The organism is Cupriavidus sp. 05L310 (assembly GCF_056398185.1).
In genome coordinates, this window is sequence record NZ_JBFTOX010000095.1 from 1 (window position 1) to 22231 (window position 22231).

At 58.7% G+C, this 22231-nt stretch carries 11 protein-coding genes and 6 pseudogenes; 10 read left to right on the top strand and 7 right to left on the bottom strand.

The annotated features are described in order from the left end of the window. The first annotated feature begins 496 nt into the window (after window positions 1-496). The 3 genes from AC1DS6_RS40045 (at window position 497) to AC1DS6_RS40055 (ending at window position 2484) form a co-directional block, all read left to right on the top strand. Window positions 497-757 carry an XRE family transcriptional regulator gene (locus AC1DS6_RS40045; protein WP_441628192.1) on the top strand — a complete coding sequence of 87 codons (261 nt, stop codon included), beginning with the start codon at window positions 497-499 and terminating at the stop codon, window positions 755-757. A 216-nt stretch (window positions 758-973) separates the two neighbouring features. Further along, window positions 974-1717 carry an acetoacetyl-CoA reductase gene (gene phbB / locus AC1DS6_RS40050; protein WP_441628190.1) on the top strand — a complete coding sequence of 248 codons (744 nt, stop codon included), beginning with the start codon at window positions 974-976 and terminating at the stop codon, window positions 1715-1717. Window positions 1718-1905: 188 nt separating this feature from the next. Continuing rightward, window positions 1906-2484: a phasin family protein gene (locus tag AC1DS6_RS40055; protein WP_441628188.1), complete on the top strand. Its 579-nt coding sequence runs from the start codon at window positions 1906-1908 to the stop codon at window positions 2482-2484. A gap of 280 nt (window positions 2485-2764) precedes the next feature. Here AC1DS6_RS40055 and AC1DS6_RS40060 read toward each other — a convergent pair. From AC1DS6_RS40060 to AC1DS6_RS40070, 3 genes and pseudogenes are all read right to left on the bottom strand, one after another. Then, a pseudogene (locus tag AC1DS6_RS40060) lies at window positions 2765-3425 on the bottom strand (transporter substrate-binding domain-containing protein). A gap of 285 nt (window positions 3426-3710) precedes the next feature. After that, window positions 3711-5834: a penicillin-binding protein 1A gene (locus AC1DS6_RS40065; RefSeq protein WP_477104574.1), complete on the bottom strand. Its 2124-nt coding sequence runs from the start codon at window positions 5832-5834 to the stop codon at window positions 3711-3713. A 783-nt stretch (window positions 5835-6617) separates the two neighbouring features. Beyond that, a complete protein-coding gene (locus AC1DS6_RS40070; protein WP_441628184.1) occupies window positions 6618-7124 on the bottom strand; it encodes a hypothetical protein in 507 nt (168 codons plus the stop codon). A gap of 616 nt (window positions 7125-7740) precedes the next feature. Between AC1DS6_RS40070 and AC1DS6_RS40075 the strand changes: the two are divergent. The 4 genes and pseudogenes from AC1DS6_RS40075 (at window position 7741) to AC1DS6_RS40090 (ending at window position 13557) form a co-directional block, all read left to right on the top strand. Next, window positions 7741-9181 (top strand): annotated as a pseudogene (locus AC1DS6_RS40075) (ISKra4 family transposase). A 2029-nt stretch (window positions 9182-11210) separates the two neighbouring features. Further along, entirely contained in the window at window positions 11211-12416 is a 1206-nt protein-coding gene (locus tag AC1DS6_RS40080) for an IS110 family RNA-guided transposase (RefSeq protein WP_441637596.1), read from the top strand. Window positions 12417-12438: 22 nt separating this feature from the next. After that, window positions 12439-12948: pseudogene (locus AC1DS6_RS40085) on the top strand (transposase); the annotation flags it as partial. Between the two features lie 408 nt (window positions 12949-13356). Next, window positions 13357-13557 carry a hypothetical protein gene (locus AC1DS6_RS40090; protein ID WP_477104575.1) on the top strand — a complete coding sequence of 67 codons (201 nt, stop codon included), beginning with the start codon at window positions 13357-13359 and terminating at the stop codon, window positions 13555-13557. 1758 nt (window positions 13558-15315) lie between these two features. Here the strand turns inward: AC1DS6_RS40090 and AC1DS6_RS40095 are convergent. Next, complete coding sequence (locus AC1DS6_RS40095; protein ID WP_441634864.1) at window positions 15316-16293, bottom strand: ParB/RepB/Spo0J family partition protein; 978 nt, start codon at window positions 16291-16293, stop codon at window positions 15316-15318. Between the two features lie 3 nt (window positions 16294-16296). Next, window positions 16297-17499 carry a ParA family protein gene (locus tag AC1DS6_RS40100; protein ID WP_441634862.1) on the bottom strand — a complete coding sequence of 401 codons (1203 nt, stop codon included), beginning with the start codon at window positions 17497-17499 and terminating at the stop codon, window positions 16297-16299. Window positions 17500-18744: 1245 nt separating this feature from the next. Between AC1DS6_RS40100 and AC1DS6_RS40105 the strand changes: the two genes are divergently transcribed. After that, window positions 18745-20091: a replication initiation protein gene (locus AC1DS6_RS40105; protein WP_441634860.1), complete on the top strand. Its 1347-nt coding sequence runs from the start codon at window positions 18745-18747 to the stop codon at window positions 20089-20091. A 176-nt stretch (window positions 20092-20267) separates the two neighbouring features. After that, window positions 20268-20710: pseudogene (locus AC1DS6_RS40110) on the top strand (transposase); the annotation flags it as partial. 75 nt (window positions 20711-20785) lie between these two features. Here the strand turns inward: AC1DS6_RS40110 and AC1DS6_RS40115 are convergent. Both AC1DS6_RS40115 and AC1DS6_RS40120 read right to left on the bottom strand, forming a co-directional pair. Next, window positions 20786-20956 (bottom strand): annotated as a pseudogene (locus tag AC1DS6_RS40115) (3'-5' exonuclease); the annotation flags it as partial. Beyond that, a complete protein-coding gene (locus AC1DS6_RS40120) occupies window positions 20916-21335 on the bottom strand; it encodes a hypothetical protein (protein WP_477104576.1) in 420 nt (139 codons plus the stop codon). The gene AC1DS6_RS40120 and the pseudogene AC1DS6_RS40115, both read right to left, overlap by 41 nt. Window positions 21336-22014: 679 nt before the next feature. Between AC1DS6_RS40120 and AC1DS6_RS40125 the strand changes: the two are divergent. Continuing rightward, window positions 22015-22231 (top strand): annotated as a pseudogene (locus AC1DS6_RS40125) (hypothetical protein); the annotation flags it as partial.

Sequence of the window (22231 nt, forward strand, 5' to 3'; positions counted from 1 at the left end):
TGTTCGCTAACAGCATCCGTCCAGCGCGAACCCGCTTTCTGGTCGCTTCGTCCATCTTCCCAGCCATGCAATCGACTCCCGATCAACGCCTTGGTCAGATAACGCGTCAGACTCAAATCGGTTGTCATGATTTATACAAGTCTCAATAGACACCGTGCGCCGCTGCGCAGGACCAGACCGATGCCCCGGTCTCGCTCTGGTTCTTTCGTCCGCTCCCCCTTGTACTCAGTCTTCGCAGGCTGTCGCGAAAATACGCCCTCCTCGCAACTTTTGGAGGATTCGCCCGACTGGATTGGCTGCCTCTAGCCCCTTGTCCTTGTTACGAGATGATGAAATTGCTTTCGGTCCGCGGACTACCTGTGGTCATCAGTGTCCTAGTGTTTACCCGATTGTCTTATCAAATGTATGCATCAATAATCCTGCCCTCAGCCCGTACCAAATTGGCGCATCGACGCTCTAGGGCCATGTTGAAGAGCAACAAGATAAGAGGTTCCACATGTTTCGATTCGAGTATGGGACGACCAATGTCTACGCGCTGCTTGGCTTCGCGGACGCCGAGGAAATTCCGTTAAAAGCGGAAATCGTGAAGGAGATGACGGTATGTATGAGAGCCGCAGGCATTACCTTGTCCGACGCCGCAGCCATGCTCGAGACGCTTCAGTCGGATCTCGCCCTGGTTCTCTGCGGTAAGTTTCAAGACATTCGCGCGGATGAGTTGCGCGGTTGGCTCGCGCGCCTTACCTCCAGGTTGTGGTGAGCCCACCCCAAAAGAGAGTTGTCCGGCTAAGCCGGTATCTAGCCATTCGGTGCACCAAACAATAATACGAAACGGAAAAATATCCGCGCCAGCCTAGCGCGGCAGCGCTATTTGCTAGTGCCATGTGCATACGTGGTGGTGGTAGTCGAAAGCCGAACACAGAATCGGCACGATCGGAAGATAGGGGTCATACAAACTTTGACGGAGACAAGCAGGATGACGAAACGAATTGCATTGGTGACTGGCGGTATGGGCGGTTTGGGGGAGGCTCTCAGCCTCAGGCTGCACGACGCCGGCTACGACGTGGTCGTGACTCACACGCCAGGGAACCCGAATGTGCACAACTGGCTAGCCACCATGGAAGCTGCCGGCCGCAATTTCCGCGCGTACGCGCTAGACGTGGCGGACTACGATGCCTGCCAGGCAACGATGGCAAAGATTCTTGCCGAGGTCGGCCAGGTCGACATCCTGGTTAATAACGCCGGCATTACCCGCGACATGGCCTTCAAGAAGATGGACAAGGTCAATTGGGACGCCGTGATTCGCACCAACCTGGATTCGGTGTTCAACGTGACCAAGCCTCTGTGTGAAGGCATGGTGGAGCGGGGATGGGGGCGCATCATCAATATCTCGTCCATCAATGGTTCGAAGGGTGCATTCGGACAAACCAACTATGCGGCCGCGAAGGCGGGCATGCATGGGTTCACAAAGTCGCTCGCGCTAGAGGTGGCTCGCAAGGGGGTGACGGTCAACACGATCTCTCCGGGTTACTTGGCGACCAAGATGGTCACCGGCGTGCCGCAGGAGATCATGGATACAAAGATCCTGCCTCAGATTCCGATGGGGCGCCTTGGCAAGCCGGAGGAAGTGGCAGCCCTCGTTGCCTATCTGTGCTCCGAGGACGCGGGCTACATTACCGGATCCAATATTGCGATCAACGGCGGGCAGCACATGCAATGATCGACGGGGACGGAACATGGTTCGTTAGCGACACCGTGCCCCCTTCTGCGACTCCCTATTGCGGGAGCGCGTAGAGAACTACCTCACACGCGATTCACCATCAGTCCCCCGACCTTTTTAGGTGGAGACGACTGAGCGTCCCAACGCGTGTCGGTAGAGCAATTAATCATTCACCATCGGAGACCAGCGTGATCCTTACTCAGGAACAAATTTTGGCGGTGCATCAATCCAATCTCGAATCCCGGTATAGACTGACATCCAAGGCGATCGAAGGCTTTGAGAAGTTCCTTGAGTTGAATATGCGGGTCGCGAAGACGGCTCTGACGGAAAATCTGGACGGCGCCAAGCGCGCGCTCTCTGCCAAAGAGCCGCGGGATCTGCTTGAGGTCCACGCGTCGCTGGTACAGCCGGCCGGCGAGAAGGCTATGGCTTACGCCCGCCACCTCTATGAGATCACATCGGAAACCCAGAAAGAGCTCGCCAAAGTGGCAATCGCTATGCTGACTGAGGGCTCACAGAAGCTGCGAGAGACTGTCGACAACTTCGCCAAGAATGCGCCGGCCGGCACGGAATCGGCCATGGCGATCGTGATGTCGGCTATTATTGCCGCCGACAATGCCTACGAGTCTTTGGAGAAGGCCGCGGCGCAAGCCGTGGAAATTGCTGAATCCAATACCCAGGCCGCCGCAACCGTGGCAACGAATGCCGCAGAGCAAGTCTGCGTGACGGATCGTGCCGCCTCGAAGAAGACTTCGACTTCCGCCTGATCCTGTTGCTGCGATCCTCTGAGGCCCAGCCTGCCTCGGTCGGGCCGACTTCTTCTTGCCGGGCGCGTGAAACCGGCGCAGCAGTGGGGGGGCTATGAGCCTTGACAGTCGGCAGGTGACGCCGATCACGCCGTCTGGCCAGCCGCGCCAAGGCCGGCAATGGGAAGCGGCTCGCCACCGGCTTATCCGATGCGTCAGCGCACGGCCCTCCCCGATTCATAGTTGAACTCGAAGAGGCAGCTCATGCATGCAGTTGAAGGGACGAATGCCCCGTGTGTGGCTACATTTCATCGACTTGCGCCACTGCTGCCCCAAGGATGCCGTGCCGGGCGAGCGCCGCGCTGACGAATCCGCTATCGATCATGTCCTTGACGAAGGCCGCGAGCTATTCAAATGCGATCGGACCAACACGATCAGGTAGGCCCATCGCCTGCCGGATGACCATGAACCGTCCAGGCAGCAAGCGCAGGCCGGCCACGCGTCCCGCATCCGCCTCGAGTTTCTGCCTTACGCCCGCAGCCACCTCCGCTCCTTCCGCGATAAAGGTGTCCACGACAGCGGTCGAGGTCGAGGTCGGCGCGCGGACGACCTCTTGCATGCTGCAGTTAGCGAATCAGGAACAGATCATAGGCACTCCCTTTGCCAACCACGACGTGATGCTCAACCTGGTCAACCTGGCCGTTTTCCATGAGCAGGGAATCCTCACGCACCAGATAGCTGCCTTCGATCAGCACATAAGGCATCGATAAATGGATCCCTTGGCCGCGCAGCGGGTCGATGGCAAAGAAGCCGAAGTCGGCCCATTCCGAGCGCACCGCCTCTACCAACTTGCCGGCCGCATCGAACACCACCAGTTCGAGCGGCAGCCCGAGCCGCTGCGCGAGCTCCGTGGCCAGGTCCACGGAGACGCCGTTCGGAGCGCCGCCGCCGGGATCGCGCATAGCAAGGATGCCCCGAATAGCGGCCGGATGCCCGTTCCTCGGCCATAGCAAAATTTTTGCGGATAACGGAGCAACGGCTGCGACAATCGTCGGCGTCCGAGTTTAGTCAGCAAGTGCAAACAGAGCCTTGCTCGTAGCGAGCAACGCATCGTCTCAATATCGCATGGCGCCAAGCTTGCGCGATCCCGGGTGCAGGCTTCAGTCAAGCGATCCGGATCGAGAAAACGGTCCGTCCTCTACTGTCGGCCGGCGTGGATTGCGATGCGGCGTCCGCCAGCGACGACATCAGAAGCTCCAGAAGAGAAAGTGTCGATGCCGTCGCTCATGGACCGCGCGAGGAGGCCGGGTCTCGGGGCCGAGCTGCGCATCTGGATCGATAACTCTCGCGCGCAGCGCCATGTCGTAGAACGCGCCCACCATCGGCAGGGCGCTGTGCGCGCCCTCGCCCCAATAGTTGCCGAGCGTCACACGTCCATCGTCAAAACCCACCCATGCGCCCGCGACCAGTTGCGGATGCATCAGGATGAACCAGCTATCCGTGTTTTCCTGCGTCGTTCCCGTCTTGCCGGCCACGTCGGCGCGAATCCCGAAGCGCGTCCGGATGCCCGCGCCGGTGCCCCGGCTAACGACGTCGCGCATCACGTCGACGAGCGTTTGCGCTGCGTTGGCGGGCAGCGCCTGTTCCGGCGATGCGCTCGCGAATTCGGCGAGCACCTTGCGGTCGTGATCCTCGATGCGCGTGACCATGCGCGGTTCGATATAGGCGCCACGGTTCGCGATCGTACTGTACGCCGATACCATTTCCTTGAGCGTGACGGGGCTCGTGCCGAGCGCAAGCGAAGGCACCGCTTCGAGCGGACTCACTCGCACACCCATCGCGTGCGCGAGCCGTGCGACCTTCTCGGGGCGTTCCTTTTGCATGAGCTGAGCGGTGACGCGGTTGCGCGAATACACTAGCGCGTCGCGCAGCGTCATCGGTCGTCCGGTGGGCGGCTCCGCGTCGGTAGGCCGCCAGATCGCATGCCCTGTCAGCGGAATGGCGACGTTCCGGTCTACTATCGTATCGCTTGGCCGCGCGCCATCCGCGAAGGCCGCGCCGTAGACGAACGGTTTGAACGTCGAACCCGGCTGACGTCGGGCCTGCTGCACGTGATCGAAAGGTTCGTCCCTGAAGTTGCGGCTGCCAACCCATGCCTTGATATCCCCGTTGCGTGGATCGATCGCGACAAAACCCGCTTGGATTTGCGTCTTGCTCTGGCAGAGCGCACGGACGAACGTGGGGTTCGTAGCGAGCTTCCTGAGAGTGACCTGATCCGATTGACCAGCATCGCGTGCAGCGCGATAGTCGGGCGTCTGCCGGATGAATGTCTGGAACAGGTCATTGCCCGGCCAGCAACCCGTGCGTTCGTTCCATGCGCCGTTCGCGATCCATTGCAACTGGTTCGCCTGCCAGTCCATCGCCTGCGTCGCCATTGCCTGCAGCCGCGAATCGATGGTCGTGCGCACGACCAGCCCGTCGGCATAGATGTTGTAGCCGTTGCGATCGGCCCATGCGATCAGCCACTTGCGCAATTGCGCCGAAAAATGCGGCGCGGCGCCGGGTGGCGCGGTCTGCAACTCGAAATTGACGTTGAGCGGCTGTCGCTTCAGCCAGGTGTAGGAATCGGGCTTGAGCTTCCCGTACTTGTTCATCTGCCCGAGCACTGTGTTTCGTCGCTGCAACGCGCGCTCGGGATTGAGCACAGGATTGTAGGCGCTGTTGGCCTTCAGCATGCCGACGAGCGTCGCGCTTTCAAGTATGTCTAGCTGATCGGCAGATTTGCCGAAGTAGGTGCGTGCGGCCATTTCCACGCCGTAGGCGTTGTACAGAAACGGCACCGTGTTCAGGTACGTCTCGAGGATCTGATCCTTGCTGTACACGGCTTCGATTTTGAACGCCGTAATCGCTTCCCTTAGCTTGCGCGTGAGGGTCGGCGCGCGGCCGATTTCGTCGGGATACAGGTTGCGCGCGAGCTGCTGAGTGATCGTCGAGCCACCTTGCCGGTCGCCGGAGACCGTATGCAGCGCGGCCGACGCGATGCGCTTCCAGTCGATGCCGTGATGCTCATAGAAGCGGCGGTCTTCGGTCGCGATCAATGCATCCACCATGTATGGCGAGATCTGCCTGAGCGACACCCATGCACGATTGAGCGGTTTGAACTCATCGAGCAGTTTGCCATCGGCCGACACGATCAACGCTGGCCGATCAACGCGAGCTTTGCGGATGTCGCCGATGCCCGGCGTAAGCGGCACGAGCGCAAGCACGTACAGCAGGCAGAGCGCCGGCAATGCGACGAGTGTCAGCGCGATGCCGCGTCGCGTCGGGTGGCGAAGGCGGCTCAGCGCGCCGTTGAAAACGAGTCGGGTCATCGTGCTACCGGCGGCGGCCAGCGGTTGGACGCGGGCGAGCCACCGTGCGCAATGCTCACAAAACAACGATGCATATCGGCGATTCACGGTGGCGGGGCGCTTGCGGAAAGAGCGGGATCGTACCAAAGCGGAAGGACGCTTCTGTTGTCAAAGCAGGGCTGCGGCGCACGGCATTTACAGAAAATTGCATTTGTTTCGTATGGGCAACGTTCGCTATGGCCGATGAAGAGACGATCACCAACCCCGCCTTGTATGGCCGCTCATGAGCACCCACCCGACTTTTCTGAGGCAGAGTCCGGATGCCCGCTCGTCGGGCTTCACGAGCATCCCGCGGGAAGAGCAGCCCAAACCGAAGCGACTTACGACTTGATTTCAATGCCGGGTCAGCAATACTGCTGACCCGGACTATGCTTCCGCACTAGAGCAATTGCTGCGTGCCCGCGACGGGCCACAACCAGTTCCGCTTGGCCACCCCTGTAGGGCGCAATCGGTGACGCCGTCCATCCTATCCTCTGTGCTGCAGGCTTCAATCTCCATTGGCTACTCCGGGCCATTGCTCGCCTGGGCATCCACAGGTCATTTTTTTGTCTTGACTCTGCTCACAGGCATGGCTCGATCCGCCAGGGATGCAGCCAGTCGACTTGGTCCGCGTGCCGCAGTCAATTGATGGGGCGGCTAGAATCATCCAACTTTCAGCCACGCTGAGCTCTCGGACTGAATTTTTCAGGTCCGACGAGGCAGGTATGACCGCCAACAACTCATCCAAGGCAATCATGGCTGCAGTCAAGAATGTGTCGGATCCGGGCCAACGCAAGGAGCCCGTAGGGCGACTGAAGAGGCGCCCGGTTCGGCGACGCTAGAGTCAGCCTCCGGCACCGATTCAGAGGTCGTTTCCCGCGCTCGACGCAGGCAATTTTCCAACGCCGACAAGCGTCGCATACGGAAGCGGCTGACCGCTGCACCAAGCCCGGAGAGATCGGCGCGCTGATGCGCCGTGAAGGCGTGTACTCGTCGTCCTTGAGCACATGGCGGCGCCAGCGCGAGGCTGCCGAACTGGCTGCCCTTGCCCCACAAAAGCGAGGACCCAAATTCGACGAGAATCGGGCCGAGGCGCGACACATCGCGCAGCTCGTCATTGTCAATGCGGATTTGGATTTCCCCCGCTAGGATCAGCTCCATGGCTCCAAAAGGATGGGCGTGCTCTTCCGGTGCGCCGGGTTCGCGCGTCACTGTGACAAGGTCGGAAGTGTCCTCTTGGGCAAGAGCCCTGGCAAATGCTTCGCGTTGCATGCTAATGCCCCCGATCGACAGCGCTTAACGCTACTTCGCTTGCCATTCGGTGCGTGCCAGCTTCCGTGAATACTACCCCCTGTTGGTCAGCGCTGTGCTGCGCGCACGAAGTCTTCGAGGGTGATTGCCTGCGGTCACGCACGGTCGCTCAAATATCACGCGGCGACGAACCGGACCGGCCGAGAAACCGTTGGTCGAGTGAGCCAAGCAGGCGGCAGTCCCCCGCCATTACGGCCGCTGATCCGCGCTCTCGCACGGACGCCAGAACGTCGGCTCAAGCCTGACCGGACACTCGGCGGGCAGAGCCCGGCGCCCGCTCATGGGCCGATCCGGCATGCGTGTCCTGCAAGCCGTCAAGCGCCTGCCGGTTGAAAATCAGCCCAGAGCGCCAACGGTGATGCCAACTCTATCAATTTGGTCAAAGAGCCGCCCTGTGCGTAGCCTTCGCAGGCAACGTGTTGAGCCGCGTCCCGGTACCAGCAAGGCATGGTCAGCCACATCAGGAGCCATCAACGCAGTCGTAACAGAGATGGTCCCGCTTTGAAGCCGTTAAATGGCCTGGGATGCCGCCCTGCATCGGAGTATCGTCTCGGTATCAAAGAGACGGAGAGCCGACATGCGATGCACGATCGTTCTGGAGTTCGATGATGGCAGTGGCACGGTGGCAAAACGGGTTGAGGTGATGCAGTTTCACCGCGTCGACCACAGCCAAGCCTCCGGCGACGTCGTTTGTCTCTGCGGAAGGTACGTCGCTAGTCAATTGCGTCCAGCAAGAGTTCGTCGTAGAACAGCTCGATCGCTACTGCGCGGCGCAGCGAACTTGTGAGGTCTGCGGCGCGCTCCGTCGCATGCACGACGGGCATTGCTCCGAACTGAAGACCACGCTCGGCAAGGTCTTCTACTGCCGCGACCGATGGAAAGTATGTAAGTGTGGTGCTGACGGATCGAGGTACGTGTCGCCGCTTAAGAATTACCTTAAGGAAGCGAGCACAGGCGAGCTGCGATGGCTGCATGCCGAACTCGGCGCCACTATGCCCTACCGGCAGGGCAAGCAGGCCATGGACCTCTTGTTGCCAACTTCCGGACGCGACAGTCACGTGACCATCCGCAATCACACAATGGCCGTGGGCAAATCCCTCCAACACGCACAGCCCGTGCGGCGGTGGTGCGAGGAGATAACGCCAATCGCCGAGCTGGGCGTTGATGTCGGCTATGTGAGGCAGGCGCGAAGCAATGGCAAGGGAGCCGGCAAGGACAATCGCGCGGGGGCAAGCCGAAGCTCATCGTCGATAGCGGTCGTCGTTGCGGCATTAGGCCAGACTGGCAGACAACCACGGGTCTGGGCTTCCGCCACGCCGCGCACCAAGCGATTGCAGGAAGAAATGACCAAATTCCTGGAGGACAGTGGATACGATGATCCCAATGACGTCTGTGTCGTGACCGATGGCGCCCTGGATCTTGCCGGGGTTGCTGACGACCTTCCGTTCGATACCGAATGGGTTCTCGACCGGGCGCACATCGGTCGAATGCTGCGATACGCCGATCAAGCTATTACGCCTTTGGCGTATGGGCGCCTTACGGCCAACGGGTCAGCATTCGAGTTGTGGGATCTGTTTGTTCGCCTTCGCAGCTTCGTGTGGACCGGGCAAACGGTGCGTTGGCAGAAGCTCGGTAAGGAACTGTGTCGTCTGCTTGATCTGCGCGAAAGACTTGACCCGAACTCAAGCCGCAAAGCCAAACAGGCGCACTGCAAGCTCATAGATTTGATCAGTTACCTCAATAGCCATCTTGAGTCGCTGATCGACTATCGCACCCGGCAGCGTGTCGGCCTACGAATCGCGACCGGCTTCGTCGAGTCATCTATCAATCGAATCGTTGGCCGTCGGATGTGTAAAAGCCAACATATGCGTTGGAGTCGTGCGGGAGCACACAGTGTCGTGCAAGTGCGCGTCGCCCTCTTGAACCAGGAATTCCACGAACTCGCTCGGCGGCAGTTTCCATGGATTGGCCAGAGACGTGTGTCTTGGCCCTGGCAAAGATCGCCCCGGGCTTTTTAACGGCTTCCCTCAACTCCAGCAGCCGTGGCGATACATTTTGGAGGGGCCCGCTGCTCGGAGATTCCTCTCGGCTTTTTCCTCCGTGGCCCGCTCAGCACTCTGGGTGGCCACCCCAAATCCGTTCACCTAAACCCATCCGTGCGCTTAGGTGCCTTTACGGGTGCGCAATCGGACGGCAGATCAAGCAGTCGGTGGTGGCGCAATGGAACGGGTTCATGAACGCACACGCGGCCGCGCAAGTAGTGTGGGTGGTGGAGATCCCAGTTGACTACTTCATCCCTCGCGAGCGTTGGCGATGCGCCGCGACCCACGCGTTGAGCTTGCTGATTGGGTTGCTCGGATCGAGGACCCGGGTAGCACTGCGGACCAGCTACCGTTGGCGCCGCGGAAGGCTCGCCCACAATCGGCGCAGCGGTAGCGGAGTCAGCCGCTCGCAATCGCGAAGCAGTTCATGCGATCCGGCTTCTGCCATCGCGCCGAACGTCGTACCGTGCAAGGCCACCACCCTACCGTGGCTAGCAACTGACGATTTGCACCAGCAGCCGGGGCGATTCAATAGCGAGGCCCGCTGCTCGGAATTTCCTCTCGGCTTCTTCCTCAATGGCCCCGCTCGGCACTCTGGGTGGGCACCCCAAATCCGTTCACCTAAACCCATCTGAGCGCTTGGGTGCCTTCACGGGTGCGCAATCGGACGGCAGATCAAGCAGTCGGTGGTGCGGCGGATACTACGATCACAACCGTCGCAGTCTGCGCTTCGAACCCCTTCACGTGCTGGCGCAAGACATGCGGTGCTCATCACGACGCACCGAAGATCGTGCGCATTCGTTCGGTGGCTATGATCTTCGGCTTAAGCTGCGGCCGCACGAGTCGCAACCGGCGAACACACCGATGAAATGCTATGCAGGGTCGTTGTACTGATTATCGGCATAGCATTCTGCTTGACAGTTTGGGCCTGTTAAATGCGGTAAGTGTCAGTTCATAATATAAATCAAATACTTACAGCTGGATTCCCGCCCAGGCTCACGAGCTGCGAGTTGCATGACGCTAGAAGTGGCTTCAGACCGTCAGCGCGCAATCAATACCTGCACCGGTTGGGGAACCATATCGGCCCGCCCCTTCTTTTAGGGCCGGTGGGCCTTTTAGGGAATCCAGATCGGCGACAGTGGTCAGGCCCCCGTTGTGCTGTTGTGCGCCCGCGCACTTCAGCGCCCGGCCCTTTGCCCGGATTTCACTGGCGCAAGGGTGCTTCTGTGCCGGACGAAACGAGGCTGACTGCCGTCCAAGATGATTCGGGCTCGTTTCGCCTTAGCACCCGGCACAGTGGATTTAGGTGAACGGATTTGGGGAAGGACTTCTCCCAGCACAGCTCTCGATTCATGGCACATTGACATCCTTCCGTCGCTCAGCTTTTGGCTGCTGCGCTTTGCGCGGAAAGGGAGGGTGGGAATTCCATCTATGAGCAGCACTTTGTCAAGCCATTTGGCGGAACTGGCTAGTCGATTTCGATCAAACTCCAGTATCTCCACTGCAGCGACCGATGGTGCGATATAACACAGGCGGCAACCCCTCGATGACCGAAAGATCACTGGTGCCCGCAAGCGACGTCACCGGACGCCGCGTGGCGAGCCCGGTACATAGCATGGTCCGAGAATCGTCGGTGACATTAGTGAGCGGCGCGAGCCGCATCCCGTTTGAGAGATCGGGTCGATTCTGATGCTTCCGCTGGTGCTGCCCTCAACCAACCAGCCGGGAGCAGGACATGGCCATGTGCACACGGGAAGACGATGAGATGCATCCGAACCCCATTACTATCTTCATGCCCCGATAATTGGGGCTTTGGCCAGCCAGGCCCAGCATGAATCTCGCCCCCAGTCGTCCATGATCCGGGGGGTGTTGTCACCGGGCCTGGTGGGTGACTGGTGATCGCTATTAGGGACTCGGCCGGAACATCCTGAGGCCGTCCGTAACGTGGACGCCGAGACTTGCCACCGTTGTTGCAGGCCAACCCGCTCAATCCGCCTAAACTTCGATGCAAGAAAACCAACAACATGACTCCGTCGATGTCTTCGTCGGCGTTGATGTAGGCAAAGGCCATCATGACGCTGTCGCGCTCGATCGGACCGGAAAGCGTCTGTACAACAAAGCGCTGCCCAACGATGAGGCCAAGCTGCGCGCCCTCATCACCGACCTCAAGGCGCACGGCCAACTCCTGTTCGTCGTCGATCAACCCGCCACCATTTGCGCGCTGCCGGTCGCAGCCGCCCGAGACGAAGGCGTCCTGGTCGCCTATCTGCCGGGTCCGGCCATGCGCCGCATCGCCGATCTGCACGCGGGCGAAGCCAAGACCGATGCCCGCGATGCCGCGATCATCGCCGAGGCCGCGCGATCGATGCCGCATACGCTGCGCTCGCTTCGACTCGCTGACGAGCCACTCGCTGGACTCACCGTGCTGTACCGTTTCGACGACGATCTGGCTGCCCAAATCACCCAAACCATTAACCGCATTCGCGGCCTGCTCACCCAGATACATCCCGCATCGGAACGGGTTCTGGGGCCTCGCCTGGACCATCCGGCCGTGCTCGATCTGCTCGAGCGCTACCCGTCGCCCGCCGAGCTTGCCTCGACCAGCGAGAAGACGCTCGCCAACCGCCTGACCAAACTCGCCCCGCGTATGGGCAAAGGCCTTGCGGGCGAAATCGTTCAGGCGCTCGGTGATCACGCTGTGGTCGCACCCGGCACGCAGGCAGCCACCACCGTCATGCCGCGTCTGGCCCAGCAACTCGCCGCCTTACGCAAACAGCGCGACGAGGTCGCCAGCGAAGTCGAGCGCCTGGTACATGCACACCCTCTTTGGCCGGTCCTGACCAGCATGCCTGGAGTCGGCGTCAGGACCGCCGCCAGACTCCTCACTGAGGTCGCACACAAAGCCTTCGCTTCGGCCGCGCATCTTGCCGCCTACGCCGGTCTCGCCCCGGTCACCCGCCGCTCAGGCTCGTCTATCTGCGGCGAACATCCGTCCGGGCGGGGCAACAAGGTACTCAAGAGAGCGCTGTTCCTCTCAGCCTTTGCAGCCTTGCGAGATCGGATATCGAGGGGCTATTACGCTCGCAAGGTCCAGCAGGGAAAGCGCCACAATCAGGCGCTCATCGCTCTTGCCAGAAGACGCTACGACGTGTTGTTCGTCATGCTGCGCGACGGCACCTTCTACCAGCCGAAATCTGCCCCGGGTGCTTGACGAAACGCATAGGGGCGCCCCTCAGTTCGACGCGCGTGCCGCGCTCGCGCGCTGGGCCGGCGTGGACCTGACCCGCATCAACGGGTTGGCCGTCACCTCGGTGCTATCGGAGATCGGGCCTGACTTGAGCCGCTTTACCAACGTCAAGCACTTCTGTTCCTGGCTGGGGCTGTGCCCCGGCACCAAGATCGGTGGCGGCAAGACGCTATCTTCCGGCACCCGACCCTCCGCTAACCGCGCCCGGCAGGCACTGAAAATGGCAGCCATGAGCCTGTCGCGCAGCCACTCGGCGCTCGGCGCCTTCTACCGCCAGCTTTGCGCCCGCATGGACAAGCCGCGCGCCAACACCGCGGTCGCCCACAAGCTCGCCCGCATGGTGCATTTCATGCTCACGCGCGGCGAAGCCTTCGTCGATCAGGGCCAGCGGCACTATGAAGAGCAGCAGCACCAGCGTGGCAGCGCGGCCCTCAAGCGCCGCGCTGCCACGCTGGGCTTCCAAATCACCCCAACAGCCCCAACCCCAACGCCCTAAAAACCCGCCGTTTCCATTTGTTTCTCATGAGAGGATCTACGGCGCTACGGGAGGATCTGTTCAGTCGCTTCGATGGCAAGGACTTTCCCGATCTCGTGGCATAGCGATGAGCCAAGATAGTGGGTGTTGGGTAACCCATCTGCGCAGGGGACGGCCATGGACAAGATTGCTCGTATAGGCGTGGATCTAGCCAAGAACCTGATCGTGATACACGGCGTGGATCGCATTAAGAAATGCGCTCTCACGGCGGACGCTTCTCGATCGGTTTGCGAGCCTCCAGCCCTGCCTGGTCGCGATGGAAGCGTGCAACGCAGCCCATTACTGTGACGCAAGCTGTACGCGCTCGACCATGAAGTCCGCCTGATCGCGCCGCAGTTCGCAGCGCCGTACCGCAAAGGCGGTCAGCACGTGAAGAACGACAAGCTGGATGCCGAAGCGATCTACGAGGCCGCAGGCCAGCCGCACATGCGCTTCATGCCGCTCAAAACGGCGGATCAGCAAAACGCGCTGGTGCTACACGCCGCCTTGAACCTACCTTCGATAGACGTCCGCCTACCCTCCCCTATGGCATTCGGGTCACTCGATGAATTTCTACTAGAAAACACTTAAAAATCAATGACTTAAGAAAATAACAAGATAGATGCCGTCTTGCTCCCCACTGTCTAGCAAGCGGGAAATAAATTTAAGTGATTGATTATAAACGACTTTCTAGTAGAAACGTCTTGGTAAGCCATCTACATCAACTTTACGGCTGTCCAACTCGAGCACCTTGCGCGCTAACAGCGTGGAGGCGCGCGGAAAGCCTGTCGACGTCATCCATCGCGGCGACGAGCGCGTCATCATCGAGGCTAGGGGACGGCAGGGGGCAGCTGACCGTCAACGACCCCAGCGCATTTCTGCGGCAGACGCTCCAATCCAGATGCGACAAAATGGGCCAAGCGCCCTACTTCCTAGCATTACGCATCTCGCGCAACCAACTCGCGCAAGCGCATTGCATGAACGAATCTGAATGGGCCGAAATCGCCCCAACGCCTCAGGCATTTCAAGGAAGCGTTTGCGGCCCATCGGAGGCTACACAGGTGAGCAGGTTAGCGCGCAGCACAACAATGAGGGTCCGGCACTGTCCACTTCTCAATTTCTGCTTGGGCATAAGGTCGGCTTTGGGACGGCCACGGCCTTGCCAACTAAGAACTCGGCGTTGAAATCGTCCCCGCCCTCAGCCGTCGGCCGCCGCAGTTTGCGCGGAATTGGGGAGGACGTCTCCTACGGCCCAGTGCCGGCATGACGCCGCTCGTTGAGTCCACTTCGGTTGGTTTCTGCTGCTGGCGGCATCACTGCACCTTTCACTTCACAGGCGAACTTGGCGGGTCCCTCCCTTACAACATTGACCGCCTCATCATCTGCAAGGCCAGTGCCTTGCTACATGAAGCGGCACCGATCCAGCGAAGCGGCGGATGTCGAGCGGCTGCTCGCCATCGGGCATCGGTTCGTATTCGAAGGTTTGATGTCATCGCATAGGTAATTCGCGACAGCAATCGACCCCAGTCAAGGATGGCTCCGCCCTGCGCGCTATCCCTCCGTGCCCAGATGGACGAGCATTGCCCCCTGAGCACCGCGTGACCCAGCAAACCGGGGCGCGCTCAAGCAGACTTCTATCCGGCCTAATGCAGACCAAGCCTGCCGCCCCGAACGGCTCATTGCCCACCAGCACGGCCCATGCAGTTCGCGCCGCCTTGTTGGCTAGCCACTACCGTCACGTTGGTAGTGCGACGGCACGCCGGCTGTTCACAACATAAGCCTTTGTCCTTGGCCCGGAACAGGACTGCCCTGGCTCCGTGGATTAGCAGCATGCGTAGATAGCGGCACCGTGTTAGCTGATCGCGCCGAGGCGCACCTTGCCCCCGTGCGATGCTGACGCGGCACCAGCCTGAGGTAGGCCGACAGTTACTGCCACGATTGGAAGTCGCGTGCATCGCCGATAGTGGTGACTAGCGCCGATGCCGTGAGCATGCCAATCCCTGAAATCGTCACCAAGCGCTGGCACTCTGGTTGCGTCTGGGACCAAGCCTCTATTTGTCCCTTCAGCCCGGCACTGTCTTTCGACGTCTCCCGCTTCATGGGGGGGCGAGGAGGCGGTGGTATCTGAACGTCACGGCGGATATGGCGCACCGGATGATGCCACCTAATACACGCCCGTGTCGGTGAAGTGGAGGGGACGGATAAGCAATGGCCTTGGTGTGCGGGGCGCAAGCATCGTGAGGCAAAATGAGAAAGGCCTGGATGAAAATCCAGGCCTTTCGTATTCAATCGAGAAGGGAAACTTATCGCACCATCATCTTATGGGACTCTCTTCCGCCGCGAAGGGCGTTAGTTTGCATCTCTGGACAGAGAAATCTCCTTCTCCAAGAAATCGACCAAGCGGGCCTCCCATTTCGCCGCATCCGCCACGTCTTTAAAGCGGATGGCAATCACGCCGTTCCGGCTTCCCACAACGCATATCTGTTTTTTGCCCAACTTGATGGTGCGAGTTTGACCCGGCTCCCTTGCGGATTTTGCCACCGCGGTCACAAAAGCCAAAGCCTGTTTTTGCGAGAACTTGGCATCGGTAGCCAAACGCTGTATGGCATCGACAACGAGGTCGGTCTTTTCGGGACGTTCCGCAATCACTGCAGCTAATTCGTAAGCGGCATTGGCGCCCAGACATCCTCGATCCGGGGCATTTCGGAGTGCTTGCAGCGCTTCCTCCGGAAGGCGCGCATAGGCGAACAGCTTAGTTAGTTGCGCCTCGCTGATCCCAGCACCAGCGGCGATGTCCCGCTGGCTACGGCCGGTCTGTTGCTGATGGCGATAAAAACCCTCGAATTTCTCAAAATCGGGAAGTGAAGGGGATAGCAGATTTGAGTAGAAAGCTGCTAGCTCGTGCTCCTCAGTACCCTCAAGGTGGGAGAAGATCGCCGGAATTGTCGTTCGCCCCAACTCTTTGAAGATGTGGAACCGATTGTGGCCAGCGATCAACTCAAGAGTGCCATCTGGTCGCCTAAACAGGGTCACGGGGTGCACGAGTGGGTTGACACGCAGGTTCTCTTTCAGTTCACAGTACTGCTCTGCGGTTAGCTTCCGGCGGCGCCCTGGTATCTCAACCACCTCCGTTATAGACACGTCGACCGCCTTCCCGAGGTTCGACTCCAGGTCGGCTGCCCGTTTCTCCGCAGCAGCGACCGCTGACTGGACTGCCAGCATGCGACCAGGTGAAGTCTTTGGTGCCGCGCCTGCAGGTGTAGGACTGGCCCCCGGTTTGACAGTGACGTTCGCAGTCTTCGCTAGCAATCTATCGCCGATACCCATTACTTATTCCTTAATTTTCCAAGCCCTTGTGAGCTTATCGTCGACGTGCAGCGCTAGCCGATCAAGCGGCTCGCGGAAGCGCTGGTAGGCTTCGACGCTTCCGTCCGGTTTGGAGAGGTCATAAACTGTGGACAGTTGTGCCGATGCCCCTTTCGGTACCGATGACTCGGGTATCTCGATATCCAGAACGCGTGAGCCGTAAGCCTTAACCATCCACTCGCGGACGACTTTGGATACGGCATCCGCCTTGACCTTGGTCAGGACAATATTGATGAAGTCGAAGCGCTTCGACTCGAGCAGACCTGGCAGCTTTTTCGCAATATCGGAGAACAAATGCCAGAACTGCGTAGAGCTGGCGAAGTCAAGTCCATCGGGCGGGCAAGGCATCAAAATGCCATCCGAGGCGATCAACGCGTTAATAGTGATGTAGCTAAGGGCAGGGGGAGTGTCTATCACGATCACATCGTATTTTTCGGAAAGCGGCAAGAGCCCCTTCCTCAAAATGTCCCAAAACTCGAAACCAGATTGCGAGAGGACTTTCGACGGGATTTCGAACTCGGCATCAAACAATGCTGAAGATGCTGGGATGAGGTCCAGGTTATGCCAGTATGTCGATTGGACCGCATAGTTCAATGTGGACTGGTCGCCGTAAATAAGCGGAAGTAACGTCTGGCTTTCGTCGATTTCCGCGTCTGGCGCCCAGCCGCAAAGCTGTGTGGTTGTACCTTGCGGATCGCAATCCACGATTAGCACCTTGCGTCCGAGCAGAGTTAACGCCTGGGCCAGACAGACTGCTGTCGTGGTCTTTGCCACGCCACCTTTGAAGTTGCCAACCGTGATTACGCGGCCCCGCGCACCATCTGGACGCGACATGCGGCCAGCCGCCGATTTCGCCCACGTAATGGTGTCTTCCAGGGTGAAGACTTTGGTCCGACCGTTTCCTTGCGATGTCCCTGAAGGCAAGCCGCCCTTTGACGCCAGGTAGTGAAAACGCGCCTTGTCTATCCCGCACATGCTAGCGATTTGCGTGCTCGTAAACGTCGGGGCTATTTTCCTAGGATAGGGCTCTAGCATTGCATCACGGATCTGACTGAATACGTCATTCGCCTGGGCAGCGACTTCGGCCAGCCCATCAATGGTAAGCGCCTCGTCACCTGTATTGTCCGGACGCGGGAACTCCGCTTTAAGTAGGCTGGTTCTTGCCATAGATTTGAAGGTTTCCTAGAAACAACCCAAAATGCTAAAAGTAGACGGTTTTCCTCGATTCGGAGGTTGGCCGTAGAATAGCTGTCAACTAGGTAAACCGCAAGCAGTTTACGTCACCTCCGTAACCACAGCAGCGACACGACCGGTCAGTTTTAAGGGACAAAGTCCTTGGTATAAGGGAAATACTGACATGCGATCTGAGATCAAAGGTTGCTGACCAATAGGAAGGGTGAAGCTTCAATGAGCACCTTGGAACGGCCTTTGGGCGAGTGGCTAGCTTCAGGAAAACATCTCATCCTGGCTAACCTTGTTTAAGTGCTTTAGTAAACACTGTAAACCTTTAAGTAAACCTTTAGCGCCTCAAGAACCGCGCCAGTAAAGGGCTGCAGGGTAGATAGGTGAAATCTCTTAGGGATTGGGTGAACTCTGTTGGGGCCAAGGGGTTGTGGATTTGGGGGACAGGTGAAACTGATTGGGTTGGGAAGGCTGTGGATTTGGGGAATTGGTGAAGTGTATTGAGGGGAAACCGGATCACCATCTCCAATGGCTCGAGGGTGAACTGTATTGGGGATATGCCAGGGTGAACGAATTTGGGGGGGTGGAGTTACCAATCTGGGGCCGGTGCTAGGTGGCGGTTGTGAAGGGTGAAAGGATTTGGGGTGACCCTAAGGTGAAGGGTTTTGAGGCGGTGCGATGCTCGCATTTGGACCAATGCCCAAGGGCCGAGCCATAGGTGAAGTAATTTGGGGGCTTTGAAGGTGAAAGCCTTTGAGGCGGCACTTTGTAAGTGGTCACTCTCATTCATCCCACAAAGATAGATCATTGGTGAATGAATTTGGGGTAGATGAGGGTGAAGGTTTTTGGGGACCGAGAGCAAGTCAGCATCAGAATAGTTGCGTATGCATCACTAAATTTGTGATGAGGAGCATCAGGACTTGAGAACTGCCTTGTGAGTGCAGTAAAGGCCGCTTTGTGAACGCGCTAAATTCAAAAGCTACCCAAAAACCTTCACCTTTCGAGCCGCGCGCACCAGGGAGCCCAGCAGATTGCCCCTGCCTCCCCAAAAGGTGAATGAATTTGGGTGCCTTTCAGGCCTTAGGTGAAGTGTTTTGGGGATGAAGCAACTTAGGCAGGGGATGAGAAACCGCTTGTAAGTGCCAGATTTCAAACGCAAGGAAGCCTCTCGTTCTTTGTGCTCCGCCCATTCGAGCAGCCCCGGAGCACAAAGCCTTGATAGGTGAACGAATGGCAACTAAGATTTCACCAATTCACCGTCAACCCTTTCCTATGACGAAACCAGCCGCGGGTCAGAAGGGCGCGCAGATCGCCCTGTTCCAGCAACCCGAAGTGCCAGAGCCATTCAAGAAGGCTGTCCAGGCAATTCATCTCTCGCCCGTCGGAGGGGCTCTCACTCTTCAGCAGCGGCGCCTCTTCAACGCTCTTATCAAAAACGCGATCGAGCATAGGCTTTCGAAGAGCGATGCGCCCAACATCTTCCAGATCTCGATTCCGGAGATGATGGCTGGTCTCGGCTTGACCACTAAGGACACAGGCTACATCAAGGAGACTGCCAAATCCCTGATGCGCACGGTTGTGGACTGGGACCAACTGAACAGCGATGGGACTGCGACCTGGACCGGTTCGACGCTGGTGGCCGGTGCAAAGATCACCGGCTCTCAGCTTTCCTATTCCTTTGCGCCTCAGATCTCGGAGGAACTGCTCAACCCGGAGCGATTCGCCATGATCGACATGCGCATCGCAAAGCTGTTTCGTCGTGCTCACTCGCTAGCTCTCTGGGAGAACACAGTTCGCTATGAGAGAGTAGGGGTCACTGCTCGTATTCCATTGCCCGTTTTTCGCAATCTGATCCTGGGTCGAGAGGAGAGCGAGACAAAGTACAAGGAATATAAGATCTTCAAGCGTGCTGTGCTCAATCCGTGTATCTCAGAGATCAACACCGTCTCAGATCATCTGATCGAGCTCATCGAACACAAGAACGGCAGGTCAGTGACTGATTTGCAGTTCAAGATCAACCGCAAGGAACCCACGTCCCAGGAGGAGCAGCAGCACTCTGACCTGGTCCAGGCAGTAGTAAAGCTTGGAGTACCTCTCACCGAGGCAAAGAAGATGGTTCGCACCTATGGGGCGGACCGAGTCAAGCAAGCGGTCGCGTACACGCGCGCTCGGGTCGCAAAGAAGAACTCTCCTGCCGTGGATAACGTGGCCGCCTACTTCCGCAAATCGCTGACTGAGGATTGGGGCAAGGGCGCTGAGATAGGCGAGGAAAAGCGTGGTGAGGCACGGGCCTCCAAGACAGCAAGTGCCAGAACTCCCGCCGAAGCGAAGGATCAGTATATTGCTGCGCGTCTTCCCGACGCACAGCGGTATTTCCTGGAACTGTCGGCCGAGGAACAGGCCTCGCTGATCACCGAGTACAACGAGCAATGCGCCGCCGCGGATCTACGGCTTGTCACTTCAAAGAAGCCCACCAAACTTGCGCAGTCCAGCTTCTTTCGCTGGCTTGCTGCTCGCACTTGGGGAGAGCCGTCATCGGACGACATCCTTTCGTACATCTTGAGCGGACAGGTTTAACACCGCATGCCTGTTTGTAATCCAAGTTTTCGCGGAGTCTGCCGTTTCAATCAATTGGTATGGCGCGCCTTCGGTCTGCGGCATGTCAAAGGACGAAAGGTGGCGGGCTCTCGGGCAGAGGTGATAGCCGCGTCAAGAGTCCCTGGCGCGACCCCAGCAGATACAGGCACACTAGCCGATCGGTGAAAGCGCCGGCGGCAAAAGAGCGCGGCTATGACGCGGGAAGGAAGATCGTCGGGCGCAAGCGGCATATTGCCGTGGATACGAATGGCCGGTTTCTGATGGTGAACCTGACTGCGGACATCGCCGATAGTACCGGGGCATTGGCGGTTCTGGAGGCGCTAAAGAAGCGCTGGCCGGGACTGAAGCATCTGTTTGTAGATGGTGCGTACGATCGTCGCACTTTGATAGCTAAGGCTGCGACGCTCGATTTCGTCGTACAGGTGGTGCGCCGTCACGAGTATCAGGTAGGCTTCGCGGTGGGTGGTGGAACGTATCTTCGGTTGGATGATTCGCTGGCGTCGCCTTGTCAGGGACTACGAGCGGCGTCCTGATGTGTCCGAGGCCATGGTCTATATCGCAATGGGCGGTGCTGTAACGCAAAGTCGCCCATCCTTGAATTGTCCAAACGGGCTCCGAACGGTTGTGGCGGCTCCAAGTCAACCGCCGGTATGCCTAGTATCCCGTGCCCTTGCTAGGCCAAGTCGGCCTCGATCACAAATCGTGAGGTTGGGTTCTTCTTTGCAGTGCTTACATAAAGCCAGTCCTTGGCGCGTGTGAGTGCTACGTAGAACAGCCTGCGCTCCTCAGCTTCAGTGCTGCCATCATCTGGTATTACCGTTTCCTCGGCACGAATCACTCCCACGGCTGACGGCCTTGTGGTCGTGCAGGAAACGCCGATAGATCGACATATGCAAGAACATGGTGGACCGGCTGATATCGAGAACTCGCTGGGAATACTCGATGAGGAGCGCCGTCGCGTTGCGCCGCGCTGTGCGCCTGTTGTCGCTCGCGGCCTCAAACTTCGAGAAGATGATCTCGTCGATCTGAACGAGTCGCGAGCCGATTGCCATATGTTCCGTCTGGATGCGGTCCTTGCTGAGAACAATATCCTGGCTGGCTTGCACGATTCGGCCGATCGACGCCGCATCGAAGTGTTCCGAAAGTGTGGCGCGAGCGAGGTTAAGCAGCCGCGGTGCTTTGCTGTCCAACGGGTCGTCAGGGAGGTTTGGGATGTCGCTCATTCAAATGTTCCTGTCTCTGATGTAGATACCGATGCGTTGCTCGGTGGACTTACCTTACACGCGAGTTTTCGATGTCAAGGGACTGTGCCGGCCATTAAATGAAATGGAGCATCCCAGCGATCGAAACGAAGGGTGCGGGTGACATGGCGAGAATATCCGCGTCTCTTCAGAAGCGACGTCCGGAAAGACGACGAAAAAGAGGTGGCTTTCGCGAGGCTACCCAGTAAAGGCTTGGACCATTCACTTACGGCGACTCCCCGCGTTACTTTAGGGTATACCCTCATGATTACCCCCAACGTGGGGTGTCGGTAGCCCAGAACAGGGCCGTCGGCTGGGGGGCAGGCTGGTGCGACTCTAGACTGCCGGGCCCGTCAGTCCTACGCGTAGGACTGGAAATCCCGGAAAGGCGCCTATTTTTGGCGAGCTTTCGGGCTACCGGAGCGTTCCCAATGGTTTAACTTGATAGGCACCCGCGCGTCTTAGACGCATCGATTCGGCCTGGCACACGCTTGGTCCGCAGTTTTCTGACTTTCTGCCCTTTCGGCAGCGCTCTTACTTGGTGCATGAGCATCACGTAAGCGCGTTGGCGCCTCAAGGATTCCTTGCTCTGCTGAGCATCGAATAATCGCCCGACCTTCTTGTCGGGAAATCCCATTATCTTTTTCCTCAGAGGAAAACCATGGAATCCTTGTCCAATCTCCTTCGCTCGCCCGTCCGCTTGTTCTTCACGCTGATGGTCATCTATGTGCAATCCACCCAAGTTAAGCATCAACAATTAGGCATCAACAGGCCTTATAAGCAGCATGTCGATGAGGTTTGTGGCGAGGCGGACGAGGCTTGGCGCGATCCGGCCGCACGCGATGGATACGTGTTGCGATCACGGCCAAGGTCTCATT